This window comes from bacterium (assembly GCA_020444065.1).
Taxonomy (GTDB): Bacteria; Sumerlaeota; Sumerlaeia; order SLMS01; family JAHLLQ01; genus JAHLLQ01.
Window position 1 is genome coordinate 68,193 of sequence record JAHLLQ010000001.1, and the last position, 13,236, is coordinate 81,428.

Sequence of the window (13,236 nt, forward strand, 5' to 3'; positions counted from 1 at the left end):
TATCTACCATGCTGAACGATAGCTCTACGGAGAAGTCGCAAATACTTCAAACGAGGATCCAAGAAGAAGAAAGTAGCCGAATGAAGCGGCTGACCCTGGACTTTGAGGACACATCCCTCACCCCGCATACCGCTGCAGAATCTGCATGCAGCTGCCGTGGTAGCCGCTGCCAAACAGGTTCAGGTGATTGAGCAGGTGGTAGAGTTTGTAGACGTCCAGGCGTGTTAAGCTGCCTTCCGCCAGTGGCCAGACCTCTTCGTAGCCCTTGTAGAAGTCCGACCCGAAATTACCGAACAGCAACGTCATGGCGAGGTCGGCTTCGCGGCGGCCGCAGTACGCGGCCGTGTCGATGAGGACCGCATCGCTGTCTCACAGATCGCCTGCTGAGACAATAACGCAAGTCCTCAAACTCTTGCAAGATACTTCGGCGCTTCAAGTCATGAGATCGGCCGCGGCCTTTCTCCGCGAGATCGCACGGGGCCAGAGAGACAAGTCCTCGGGGCTGCAGATCTGTTCCTCACCCAAAAAAAGATTGCCTCTGGGAACAGAGGAAGTAGCCTTGGTAATATACGAATATTCACCAAGCTGTTATCGATTCGCGTCGACGCCGCGTCAGGAGGGTTGCGATGAGGACTACTGATAAATGGTGCTTTACCATTCTGATCACCCTATGTGTCTTGCTCGGTCAGCATGTCGGGGCCGACCTGACCACAGCCGTCTGGCAGGGGTCGACGAACACCTGGTCCAACGCCGCCAGTTGGGACGTCGCTACCGTTCCTGATAATGACGCTTCCACGACCTACAGCGTCAAGATTGACGATGGCTCAACAGGAACCAACTCGGTCGTTACGCTGAACCAGAACGCCACCATCATTGACCTGACCGTTGACTCCGGAGATGAGCTGACCTTCTCCAACGGAAATACTCTGACGGTCGATGGTAGCACATCGGTGACCAACAATGGGACAATCAGCCTGGGCGGCTCCTCCTCAATCACTGCGCTTGTGCTGGCCGACGACACCCTTCTGACCGGAAGCGGCGAACTCGTCCTGAACAATCAGACGAACGATCGATTGAGAATTGCCGACTCTTCAGCCGGGATTCAGGACCGGATTATTCATGATACGGACCACACGATTCGCGGTACGGGAACGATCGATTCAAGTGGCGTGTTTGGGTGGACGGAGTTCGTAAATCGAGGACTCATTCGCGCGGATGCGTCGACGCGACTTCGTTTTTCTCCCGGGCTGAACATCTTCAGCGATGATGGCGGAAGACTCGAAGCCACCGGTTCTGGAGGCCTGGAGTTCAATGGTGGCTACTACATGAACTTCGGCAATGTGGAAATCCAGGACAACTCGGTCTTGTATCTGTCCGGATCCACGACCTTCAGCACGGGCACATTGACGACTCAAGGCACCGGGACCATTGAGACGGAATCCGGTTCACGGACATTTCAGCGGATGACTCTCGCGGGGACGTTGAACCACAATAATGCGGACTATATCACGGTTTTCGACGAGATGACGAACGACGGACTATGGAACGTCAAGGGCAGTTCATCGGCGACAGAAATCACGATCTATGATACAGCAGAAATTCTGGGAAGTGGTGAGATTGTTCTGGAGAATCAAACGTATTCCCAGATTTACCTGCGCAATCTCAATGACCTGGAGCCCAACCAGTTAACCAATGGGACCAACCACACGATCAGAGGAATGGGATCTGTTTCCAGCGTCGGAGTAAGTGGGAACTTCGTCAACCAGGGAACTGTCCGCGCCGACGCGACAGGGCGGCTGACCTTTTCGCTGGGTGCAGGGGTCTTCTCGAACACGGGAACGGTTCAGGCTGTCGGTTCGGGTGGCCTGGAGTTTTCAGGCGGATACTACTCCAATTTCGGCACCGTCGATATTCTGAACGGCTCGAAACTCTACCTGAACACATCTGCCACCCTGTCGAACGGAGAACTCCTGACCCAAGGGACAGGAACCATTGAAACCGAATCTTCCATCACTTTCAACAACGTCACGCTTGGGGGAACATTCAACCATAATAACGGCGACTACGTTACCCTCTTTGACGGCGTGACGAATAATGGGACCTGGAATGTCAACTCTTCCGGAGGAACAACAGAGATAACGGTTTACGATACAGCCGCATTGGATGGGACAGGGGAGATCCTCCTTAAGAACAAGGACTTCGCGAGGCTCTACCTCCGAGATCTGAACCCACTGGAGACGAACCAGCTGACTCAAGGCGCGAATCACACGATCCGCGGCACGGGTCAGATCACCGCCATCGGCGAGAGTGGGAACTTCATCAATCAGGGATCGATTCTGGCTGATTCGTCCAACCGGCTGAGGATATCCCTGGGTGCAGGCATATTCTCAAACACGGGGACTGTCCAGGCGACGGGTTCGGGAGGACTGGAACTCTACGGGGGCTACTTCTCCAATTTCGGCAATATCGAGGCGCTCGACGGTTCCGCCTTGTACCTTAATGGCTCCGCGCACTTCACAAACGGGCAACTCTCCACCCAAGGCACAGGTTTCATTGAACCGGAAGGGTCTGTCACACTGGATACCGTTACTCTGGCAGGCGCGTTTAATCACAATAATGGCATCTACGTCACACTGCAAAACCAACTGACAAACAACGGCACGTACACCATCAGCTCTTCAGGTTCCACGACGGAATTGTCCGCCTACGATACTGTCGCCATTAATGGGACTGGCGAGATCGTGCTGCAGAATCAGAACAACGCGAGTATTCACTACCGAGACCTCTCTGCCGCCCCCAATCAAATCACTCACGGCGCCAATCACACGATCCGCGGAACGGGCGAGATCAGCGGTATTACCGTGGGCGGGAATTTCATCAATCAAGGAACAATCCTGGCCGATGCATCGGGACGGTTGATCATTGCCCTGGGCGGTGGGATCTTCTCCGATAGTGGAGGAACTCTGCGTGCAACCGGATCCGGTGGACTTGAGCTGGCCAGCAGCTACTTCTCCAACTTCGGAAACATCGAAGTTCTCGACGGGTCGAAGCTGTATCTGTCCTCGGTGCAACTCACCACGGGTACGCTCACGACAGCCGGAACAGGAACCGTCGAGGCGGAGGGCAGCATCACAGCACAGGGGGTTACGCTTGATTGCGTTCTGAATCAGGATGACGGCGATTCTTTTGCCGGTTTCGACAGCATTGTCAACAACGGCACCTGGACCATGAATGGCACATCCGCCAACACCTATGTGACCATGTACGATACTGTCGACTTAACCGGAAACGGAACGCTCTATTTGAACAGCGACACATACGACATCTTCACAATCTCTGATCTGTCCCCCTCTGAGAGCGATGCGTTTACGAACGGAGTCAACCATACCATCCGAGGCGTCGGTGCGATCTCCGGCGGGCATTTTGAAAATGAGGGGACTCTCATTGCCGACCAAGCCACTCCCCTGCGTGTCGCTCCCGGCTCGAAGGGTTTTCACAGCACCGGCACTCTCAGCGCTCCCGCTGGAAACGTGCTCAACATCGATGCGGTTCCCGGGACGGGATTTGAGAACCTCAATGCAACGACGCATGAACTCCGGGATGGCACCTATCTTGTCGCAGGAACTCTGCAGATCAGGGATGGGCTCATTCATACCAACAGCGCGACAGTCGAGCTGGATGGTGTCAGTGCCCAGATCATCGATCAATCCAGCCAGGATGCCCTGCGCCAACTATCAACGAATTCGGCCTCGGGATCGCTGACCCTGATGAACAGTCAGTTGCTCTCCACCAGCAGTGCTTTCAGTACTGCGGGTAACCTCATCGTTGCATCCGGTTCGCAATTCGTGACGGCCGACACATTTGAGCAAGCGGGCGGATTCGTCACACTGGATAACGGCACAATCTCCGCTGCCAGCGGTGTTCTCCTGGTGGGGGGCGACCTGTCGGGCAATGGCAGTATTCTGGGGTCAATCCTCTCCTCCGGCGGAAGCGTTTCGCCCGGGTTGTCGCCTGGCACCTTGTCCGTGACTGGAGATTACGAACAGGACGCCCTCTCCAGCCTAAACCTTGAGATCGAGGGATATGTCCAGGGCTCCCAGTTCGATCTCCTCGACATCTCAGGCTCAGCCACACTCGGCGGTACGGCGAATATCGATTTCAGCAATGGCTTTGTCCCCGCCCTGGACGACACCTTTGATGTGATCACCTATTCCAGTAGGGCATCAACATTCGATACTGTCAGTATCATCGGCTACTCGGGATCGGAAAGCATCAACCTCGTGTACGACACTAACGCCGCCACCGTTATCGTTGGCGACATCCCAACAATCTCAATCAACAGCTTGTCCATCCCGGAAGGCGACGTGGGTCACACGATCTCTCTGACCGTATCACTCGACAAACCTGTCTTCTATCCCGTGGAAGTCGATTTTGAGACCCAGGATGGATCAGCCGTCAGCACGGAGGACTACCAGGCTACTCAGGGGACCCTTACTATCGATCCATCCTTCGTCACTGGTACGATCAGTATAGACATTCAAGCCGACGTTCTCTGGGAACCCGAAGAGAACTTCAGCGTTGTTCTCTCCAACGCGGTAAACGGATCCATCATCACTGGAACTGGACTTGTCACGATCCAAGATGACGACGCCAGCGGCATCCAGGATTGGAAGGTCCTCAATCAATAGGCTGACAGGGATACCCGCTGCTCAAGTGGGGAGTGGGTCTGTATGGAACCCGCGGCGATGCTCTCCTGCACCTACCCAGCATACCGCTGCAGAATCTGCATGCAACTTCCGTGGTAGCCGCTGCCGAACAGGTTCAGGTGATTGAGCAGATGGTAGAGTTTGTAGAGGTCCAGGCGTGTTGAGCTACCTTCTGCCAGTGGCCAGACCTCTTCGTAGCCTTTGTAGAAGTCCGACCCGAAATTACCGAACAGCAACGTCATGGCGAGGTCGGCTTCGCGGCGGCCGTAGTAGGCGGCTGGGTCTATGAGGACCGCATCACCGTTCTCGTCGACGAGGTAGTTGCCGCCCCACAGATCGCCGTGCAGAAGGCAGGCGGGCTCGTCCGGCTCGCCGATCAACTCATCCAGCCGAGCCATCATCCGTTCACCCGCGCGCTGCATGCGCGAATCGCTAAGCCCGTTGCGTCTTGCCAGATCGAGTTGAAATCCCAGGCGGCGCTCGCGCCAAAACTCCACCCAATCATCCATCCAGCCATTCGGTTGCGGCGTGCTGCCAAGGTAGTTGTCGTGATCGAAACCGAATCGATTGGAACTCGTTTCCTGGTGCAGTTTCGCAAACTGCCGACCGAATTCACGCATCGTGTTCTTCGAGCGCGATCCAGGTACGATGTGCTCCATGACGATGAACGGAGGCACGGATCCGCTTCCGCCGCCGGTCCCAATCGGGCGAGGAACGCGAATCACTCCCGGCTTAGCAAGCGCGGCCAGCGCCTCCGCTTCGCGTTCGAACATGTGCGGCAGTGGTGCGGGGTTGGACTTCAGAAAGAACTGTCTGCCATCTTGCAGCACCAGGACCTCGGCGTTATTGATGCAGCCTCCACCGGCACCGCCGGATGTTTGGACGTGTGCTTCGCGGCCAGTCACGCGGACGATCAGTTCCTCCGCAGCCTTATGGAGCGCATCGGCTCTCACGACTCTGTCCCTTCCTGCAGCATGTGCTCGAGGATTCCCTCGCATGCCTCCTCGATCAGATCGAGCACGAGTTCAAACCCCGCTTCGCCACCGTAGTATGGATCGGGGACATCTTTCTGATCGGCTCGCGAGTGGAAGTCCGAGAGCAGGCGAACCTTGTCGTGATATTGCTTCTTCGGGTCCTGCTTGAGGATGTCGCGCAGGTTGTTGCGATCCATGGCGATGATCAAGTCGAACGTCTCGAAGTCCGGCGGCTGGAAGTGGCGGCCGCGGCTGTCCAACTGATACCCGCGGCGATTGGCTGCTGCCTGCATGCGACGATCGGGGGATTCGCCGACATGATAGGCAATTGTGCCCGCTGAATCCACCTCGATTCGACCTTCCAATCCACGCTCTTCCACCAGGCTCTTGAAGATTCCCTCCCCCGCCGGAGAGCGACAGATATTCCCCATGCAGACAAACAGGACGCGCTTTTTCTCAGCCATTTCAACTCCTCAGGTATTCCGAAAACGGATTCAGTCAAACGACGGCAGGACTCTGAGACACTGCTTCCTCGTGGGTCAAGGCGGAGAAAAGCAGCACTTCAGCCTCGGCGGCCCGCAATTGGCTTTGCAACGTGCGGGCTGCTTGCACCAAGTGGGTCCAAATCACCTTTGAATCGACAGACCGTGTAATGTCTTCAAACCCCTTCCAGAAAATCACACATTGGCTTCACACCATGTACCCCCAGGGGACCGTGGAGCGCCTTCCCGTCGTGCGCGACGATGGATCGACGGCTATTCCGGGACTCTACGTCGCTGGGGACCTGGCGGGGGTTCCCCTGCTGAAGTTCTCTCAGGAATCGGGGACGCAGGTCGTTCGGACCATTGCTCAGGATCCGAAGCTGAAAGCGTCCGCGACTCCCGAAGGTGCCGTCGATGTGGCGATCCTGGGTGCCGGCGTCGCGGGTGTTTCGGCCGCAATGGAGTGCCGAAAGCACAACCTGTCCTACGTGATTCTGGAGGCCGAAGAGCCTTTCGCGACGATCGCCGATTTCCCGAAGAAGAAGCCCATCTATCTGTACCCAACCGAGATGAAGCCGACGGGCGATCTGAATGTGTCCGCTGGTGTGAAAGAGGACTTGCTCAAAGAACTTTGCCTGCAGTTGGAGCGCAGCGATCTTCAAATCCAGTCTGGATTCCGCGCTACGCACGTGGAGCGGTCGGGCGATTTGCTTGTCGTGCGCTCCGATTCGGACGCGAGCATCAAGGCTCGCCGTGTCATCGTTGCCATCGGACGAACAGGCGACTTCCGACATCTGAATGTGCCCGGGGAAGATCTCGAAAAGGTCTTCCACCAATTGTACGATCCCGCCGCGTTTGCCGGACAGAAGGTGCTCGTGTTAGGTGGCGGAGACAGCGCAGCCGAAGCAGCCATCGCCATTGCCGAGGCCGGCGGCGAAGTAACTCTCAGCTATCGCAGTCGCGAGCTCACACGGCCCAAGCCGGAGAATGTCGAGCGAGCACACGCATTGTTCTCTGATACGCCATTGCCAGGCCGGATCTTCCCTCTCTTCCAGACGACTGTGAAGCACATCCACAACGATCGCGTGGACTTGCTCCATTCGGAATCGCGAGAGACGATCACGATCGCCAATGATTCGACTCTAGTGCAGATCGGGCGAGAAGCACCACTGGATTTTTTCCGCCATTCCGGGATCCCGATCCAGGGCGAGTGGCGACCGATGCGTATCGCCACGTTCGCCGCCTTCCTGCTCTTCTGTGTCTGGCTCTACAATTGGAAGGCGGGGGGCTTCTTTGGCGAGCTCTGGCAAGCTCGGGGCTGGTTTCCCTTCAACATCAACACGCTGCTCCCCGATTCCTTTTCCGACCCGAGTACACTCCTGGGAACGCTCCGAATCTCGCTCGGTTCTCCGGCATTTTACTACACATTCGTTTATAGCGTCGTTGTCACTGTCTTCGGGATCCAACGTATTCGCCGTCGAAGAACGCCCTACGTGAAGTGGCAAACCATCGCACTCATTGCGATTCAAGTTCTACCGCTCTTTCTGTTGCCGGAGATCATTCTGCCCTGGTTGGGTCACAATGGAATGTTCGACCACGGTATCCTTGGAGGGATTGCCGACGCGCTGTTCCCAGTCGATGGCTCTGCGCAGGGGCGGCAGTATTGGCGCACGAGTGGATTCATTCTTGCCTGGCCGTTGTTTCTCTACAATTTCTTCACCGATCAGCCGATGGTCTGGTGGCTCGTGATCGGATGCATCCAAACGTTTGTTCTGATCCCCGGAATGATCTACTTCTGGGGCAAGGGCGCGTACTGCGGATGGATCTGTTCCTGCGGCGCGCTGGCGGAGACTCTCGGCGATACGCATCGCCAGAAAATGCCGCACGGCCCTTTCTGGTCGAAACTCAACATGGTTGGGCAAGTCATTCTGTGGCTGGCCGTGGCATTGATGCTTGTGCGGATCGCCGGTTGGATCTGGCCGCATTCCGTGGCTGGAGCGATCTTCGACTACGCCTTCTCAGGCAAGCACTACGTCAACATCACCGATGCGCAGGGCTACTATCTGCGCACCGAAATCCACCACAACGTCGTGAACTACAAGTGGATCGTCGACGTCACGCTCTCCGGAGTGATCGGCGTGGGATTCTACTTCTGGTACTCCGGGCGTGTCTGGTGCCGACACTTCTGTCCGCTGGCGGCCCTGATGCATATCTTCGCGAAATTCAGCCGGTTCCGCATCATCCCGGAGAAGAAGAAGTGCATTTCCTGCAACGTTTGCACAAGCGTCTGCCACCAGGGCATCGATGTGATGAACTTCGCGAACCGTGGCATCGCCATGGAGGATCCCGAATGCGTGCGGTGCTCGGCGTGCGTTCAGATGTGCCCGACGGGCGTGCTGCAGTTCGGTCAGGTCGATAAAGACGGCAATGTCATCAAGTTGGATAAGCTGGCTGCCAGTCCCGTCCTGATGAGGGAATCCAGTCCACCCGAACAATCCTGAAAATCGGCGCTTGCTCCCCGCTTCGTCACCTGTCAATATGCCGACAGCTATCGAGAGGGGAGAAGACTGATGAAACGATGGATGGTGCTACTGATCGGGGTACTGATTGCGCCACTGGGCCTGCTTGCCCAGAAGCCGTCCGACCCCAAATCCTCGGTCCCAAACTACTGCCTCGATTTTGACGGCACAAAGTCCTACGTTCAGATTCCAAGATCCGAATCCCTGGAGCCCGCCGAGATCACGATCGAGTGCTGGGTCAAGCCATCTGAAGATCCACAGCATTTCGTGTCCCGAATCGTCCGCAAAGTTGGCCACTACCAAAAGGGCTACATGCTCTCTGCAAGCCAGGGCCAGAACAACTTCCTCGAAGGGCGCTTCTACGGGTCCGGAAAAGATCAGACGGTCTCGGATTTCAGGATCACGGAAGAGCGCTCCGATCGTTGGCACCACGTGGCTGCGGTCTATGCAAAGACCTACTGCTTCCTGATGATCGACGGCGAGGTCGTCGATTACAAGAAGCACGATGAAGCCGTGCTGCTCCACGATCCTCCGGTGGACCTCATCCTGGGAACCGGCCCGATCATGGACCAGGAATTCTATGCCGGACGCCTGGATGAACTGCGAATTTGGGGTTACTCCCGGTCGGTCGAGCAGATCCGCAAGGAGATGTGGTTCAAGCTCAAAGGCGACGAAGAGGGTCTGGCCGCCTACTACAAGTTCGATGAAGGCCAAGGCAGCAAACTGTTCGATCACAGCCCGAACCACAATGATGGCGAGATCCACAGTGCGACTTGGGTGAAGTCCGAGGCTCCAGTTTTCCCAGAGCCCGAGGAGATGCCGACGAACTCCTTTGAAAGCGATCTTCGGATGGTCCCAGGGTCGGGAAGCGCCGAGAATCCTTAATCTCTTTCCACCGCCCGACTGTCCAAAACGCTTGCCCTTCCCAGCGCCACGCCGTCAACGTGGGGCCCTTCACGCTGGGAGGCGACTGCCGTGACGAGACGCGTTGTGACAGCCCTGATTCTGCTGGCCATTGTGGCGCTGGGATACGTCTTCGAGTTCCTGCGCTGGGCCCCCGTACTGCTGATTGGCGGCGCGGGATTACTTTGCGTGGAGGAGCTGGCGGCGATCTATCGGCCACGCGGGACACACCTGTTTCGCAGGGTGGCGATGCTTGTCGTTTTGGGACTTGGAGTCCTTGGGTGGAAGCAGAATCTCGAAGCCAGCTTTCTGGTTCTGGGGCTCGGGATGATCGTCACCATGGCGATCCGGCTCGGGAAAGACCCGATCGAAGGTGCATGGCGCGACTGCGGCGCCACGATGGGAGCGATGCTCTATGTCGGCCTTCCGGTCGGCGCCCTGATCGATCTGTTTGTCGCCTCGCCGGCAAGTCGCGCGTGGCTGCTGCTGACATTGACCATCGTCTGGACCACGGACTCGCTCGCCCTGTTCGTTGGCAAGCGATTCGGCCGCGCCAAGATCTTCCCGCGTCTCAGCCCCGGCAAGACGTGGGAAGGCTCCACGGCCGGGCTGATTGGAGCATTGATCCCAAGCATCGTCGCATTGGCATTCTTCCCGCACTTCTTCGGGGATGTCGGATCCGTCCACCTGATCGTCTTCTCAATCTGCGCGGGCATTCTGACGCAGGTCGGTGATCTGGTTGAGTCCATGATCAAGCGCGACGCCGGCGTGAAGGACAGCGGATCGTCGCTGACGGGGCACGGTGGGTGGCTGGATATGCTCGATGCCGTGCTGTTCTTGACGCTTCCGCTCTACGCCTACCTCTACCTTGTGCAACCGCAGGTCCTGTAACGAACTGAGTCGACCATGACGAAGAAGAAAATCATCTCGGCAGTGATCGCGGGCCTCATCAGCCTTTTCTTCCTGTATCTCGCGTTCAGCCGAATCGATTTGAAGGCCTTGGTCGAATCCTTCAAGTCCATCGCCTGGTGGTGGTCGATTCCCTTCCTGATTATTACATGGATCAGCTTCTGGTGGCGTACCCTGCGTTGGCAGAATCTTCTGGAACCAACCCGCCGCATCAAGAGCTGGTCGCTGTTCGGGCCGATGATGATCGGCTTTGGATTCAACTCGATTTTCCCGGCCCGTGCTGGTGAGTTCGCCCGTCCTCTCGCTCTGACGAAAACGGAGAAGATTCCGTTCACGACCGGGCTCTCGACCGTCTTCCTGGAACGCGTTCTGGACTCGATGACGCTCCTCGGCCTCTTCATGCTGGCCCCGTTCTTCTTCGACTTCGATAACGGCGTCTCGCTTTCCTACGACACGACTCGCGTCGTACCCGGCGAGACTCTTCGCATGTACCTGAAGTGCGGGATGATTGCGCTGGGGGTTCTTGCTGCGCTCGTCATGGGCGGCTGGTATCTGTTCGAGCGCAAGCGCATCGAGAAAGATCGCTACCTGACGCTCGCTCAGTCACGGAAGCTGACGGTCCTTGGCGCCGTTGTGATTGTGCTGACGACCATTGCTGGTTTCATCCTGATCCACGGCCAATTGGAATTGAAGGACGAGTACACGTTCGGGGCATCCGGCGTCATCACGCCCGATGGACTTCGTGAGATCGTTTCGGGCACATCGAAACTCATTGCGATCCTCTTCCTTGGATCGGTCGCGATGATGTTCGAGCAATTCCGCAACCTGACCCTTAAGATCATCCTCGCAATTCCCCTGATCCCTCACGGCATCAAGGAGAAGGTCAGCGAACTCTTCCAGACCTTCGCCAAGGGCTTCGACGCAATGAAGAAGCCGTGGCTGGCGACGCAGATCATCTTCCATTCACTGATGGTCTGGTTCCTGACCGGCGCGTCCTTCTGGCTGATGAGCTACGCCGTCCCGGGAATCGACATGACCCTGACGACCGGCATGGCATTCCTGATTATCACTTGCATAGCGATTCTGATTCCGGCTGCCCCGGGCTACTGGGGGCTATACGAAGTCGGCGGCGTTCTGTCGCTGATCATCACCGGCGTTGTCGAGAACACTGCGGAAGGTCGCGCACTGGCGCTTGGCTACACAATCGTCGTGCATTTCATGCAGTGGGGGCTCGTTACGGTTATCGGGCTATTTTACGCCGGAAAGATCCATGTGTCCGCGGGCGAAGCCCAGGCGGTGCACGAGGAGCAGGAAACTCAGACCGTTACGACTTCTTCTTGATCTTCTCGTACGCATTCAGCGCTTCCATCCGCGCCTTCGCATGGTCCACGATCGGCCTTGGGTAGTTCTCTCCGAGTTTCACGTTCGCCTGCGCCAACACACCTGGGGACGCAGCCCATGGTTGGTGGATGTACTTCTTCGGAAGGTCCCTCAACTCCGGAACCCAGCGCCGCACATACGCGCCATCGGGATCGTACCGCTCCCCCTGTGATACAGGATTGAAGATTCGGAAGTACGGTGCGGCATCGGCCCCACAACCCGCCGTCCATTGCCAGCCTAGCGTATTGTTGGCAAGATCCGCGTCGACCAGCGTATCCCAGAACCATTCCGCGCCGCGTTGCCAGGGAATCAGCAGGTCCTTGGTCAGAAACGATGCCACAATCATGCGCACCCGGTTGTGCATCCAACCCGTGTGCCACAACTCGCGCATGCCGGCATCGACGATCGGATAGCCTGTTCTCCCCCGCTGCCATGCACGCAGCATCTTCTCGTCTTCCGCCCACGGGAACTCGCGGAACTGGGGACGCAGAGCCTGATCTGTGGTCTCGGGGAAGTGATACAGCAGGTGGTATGCAAACTCGCGCCATGCAACTTCGCTCAAGAACTTCGTGGCGTCCTGGCCAGCGTCTCGGGCCTCCCAATACGCATGACGCGGACTGATCTCTCCAAACGCCAAATGAGGAGAAAGCCGTGACGTGTGCCGCATATCCGGACGATCGCGTCCATCGGAGTAGCGTTCGAGGGAGTCGCGAACAAATCTGCGCAACTGAGCCTTCGCACCTTTCTCACCAGGCGTCCAGTCCGCGCGAAATCCCGCTGCCCAATCGATCTTCGGAAGGAGCGAGAGCTCCTCAAGATGAAGAGATGTTGGCCAGTCTTTCGGTGTCGGAATCTTGCGTACCTCGCGTTCGGGGCGACTCGGCGCTTGCGACTGACACGCTTTCCAGAATGGCGTGAAAACTTGGTAGGGCTTTCCCTGCTTTGTCTCGATCGCCCACGGTTCCCACAGCAGCGCCGCATTATGCGACCGCGGCTCAATGCCTTGTTCTTTGAGAGCGCTCTTGATCTGAGTATCGCGCTTAATGGTCTCGGGTTCATATTGCCGATTCCAGAAAACGGCCTCTGCGCCGGTGTCGTCGATCAGGCTTCGAAGGACATCGAGCGCATTCCCCCGCCGCAGGATCAGGCGTGAACCGCGAGCCTCGAGAGCCTCGCGCAATGACTGCAACGAATGGTGAAGCCACCAGCGCGATGCGGCGCCGGGGCTCCACCGAGACTCGGATTCTTTGTGAATGTAGATCGGAATGATCGATTCGCCGCGCTCGACGGCATCGATCAATGCAGAGTTGTCTGTCAGACGCAGGTCGCGCCGGAACCACAGGATGGTTGGTGCCATGGAGAA

General features: G+C 57.2%; 9 protein-coding genes. 5 read left to right on the forward strand and 4 right to left on the reverse strand.

All coding sequences use genetic code 11. The features are described from left to right. Positions 1-117 precede the first annotated feature (117 nt). Positions 118-351, reverse strand: a complete 234-nt coding sequence (locus KQI84_00245) for a fructosamine kinase family protein (GenBank protein ID MCB2153287.1) — start codon at positions 349-351, stop codon at positions 118-120. A 275-nt stretch (positions 352-626) separates the two neighbouring features. On the opposite strand from KQI84_00245, the gene KQI84_00250 reads away from it, so the two are divergent. Further along, positions 627-4,688 (forward strand): hypothetical protein, encoded by a 4,062-nt coding sequence (locus KQI84_00250; protein MCB2153288.1) that lies wholly within the window; start codon positions 627-629, stop codon positions 4,686-4,688. Between the two features lie 71 nt (positions 4,689-4,759). Here KQI84_00250 and KQI84_00255 read toward each other — a convergent pair whose 3' ends face one another. Beyond that, on the reverse strand, positions 4,760-5,659 hold the full coding sequence (locus KQI84_00255; GenBank protein MCB2153289.1) for a fructosamine kinase family protein: 900 nt from the start codon (positions 5,657-5,659) through the stop codon (positions 4,760-4,762). Next, positions 5,656-6,144: a low molecular weight phosphotyrosine protein phosphatase gene (locus KQI84_00260; GenBank protein ID MCB2153290.1), complete on the reverse strand. Its 489-nt coding sequence runs from the start codon at positions 6,142-6,144 to the stop codon at positions 5,656-5,658. Before KQI84_00260 ends, KQI84_00255 begins: the two co-directional genes overlap by 4 nt. Positions 6,145-6,332: 188 nt before the next feature. On the opposite strand from KQI84_00260, the gene KQI84_00265 reads away from it, so the two are divergent. The 4 genes from KQI84_00265 to KQI84_00280 all read left to right on the forward strand — a co-directional run bounded on the left by KQI84_00265 (position 6,333) and on the right by KQI84_00280 (position 11,834). Further along, complete coding sequence (locus KQI84_00265) at positions 6,333-8,663, forward strand: NAD(P)-binding domain-containing protein (protein ID MCB2153291.1); 2,331 nt, start codon at positions 6,333-6,335, stop codon at positions 8,661-8,663. Between the two features lie 69 nt (positions 8,664-8,732). Further along, positions 8,733-9,566 (forward strand): LamG domain-containing protein, encoded by an 834-nt coding sequence (locus tag KQI84_00270; protein ID MCB2153292.1) that lies wholly within the window; start codon positions 8,733-8,735, stop codon positions 9,564-9,566. Between the two features lie 90 nt (positions 9,567-9,656). After that, positions 9,657-10,475: a phosphatidate cytidylyltransferase gene (locus tag KQI84_00275; GenBank protein MCB2153293.1), complete on the forward strand. Its 819-nt coding sequence runs from the start codon at positions 9,657-9,659 to the stop codon at positions 10,473-10,475. Between the two features lie 15 nt (positions 10,476-10,490). Next, positions 10,491-11,834, forward strand: coding sequence for a flippase-like domain-containing protein (locus KQI84_00280; protein ID MCB2153294.1), 1,344 nt, complete (start codon positions 10,491-10,493; stop codon positions 11,832-11,834). Here the strand turns inward: KQI84_00280 and KQI84_00285 are convergent. Further along, complete coding sequence (locus KQI84_00285; protein MCB2153295.1) at positions 11,818-13,230, reverse strand: DNA photolyase family protein; 1,413 nt, start codon at positions 13,228-13,230, stop codon at positions 11,818-11,820. The genes KQI84_00280 and KQI84_00285 overlap by 17 nt on opposite strands. Positions 13,231-13,236: the final 6 nt, after the last annotated feature.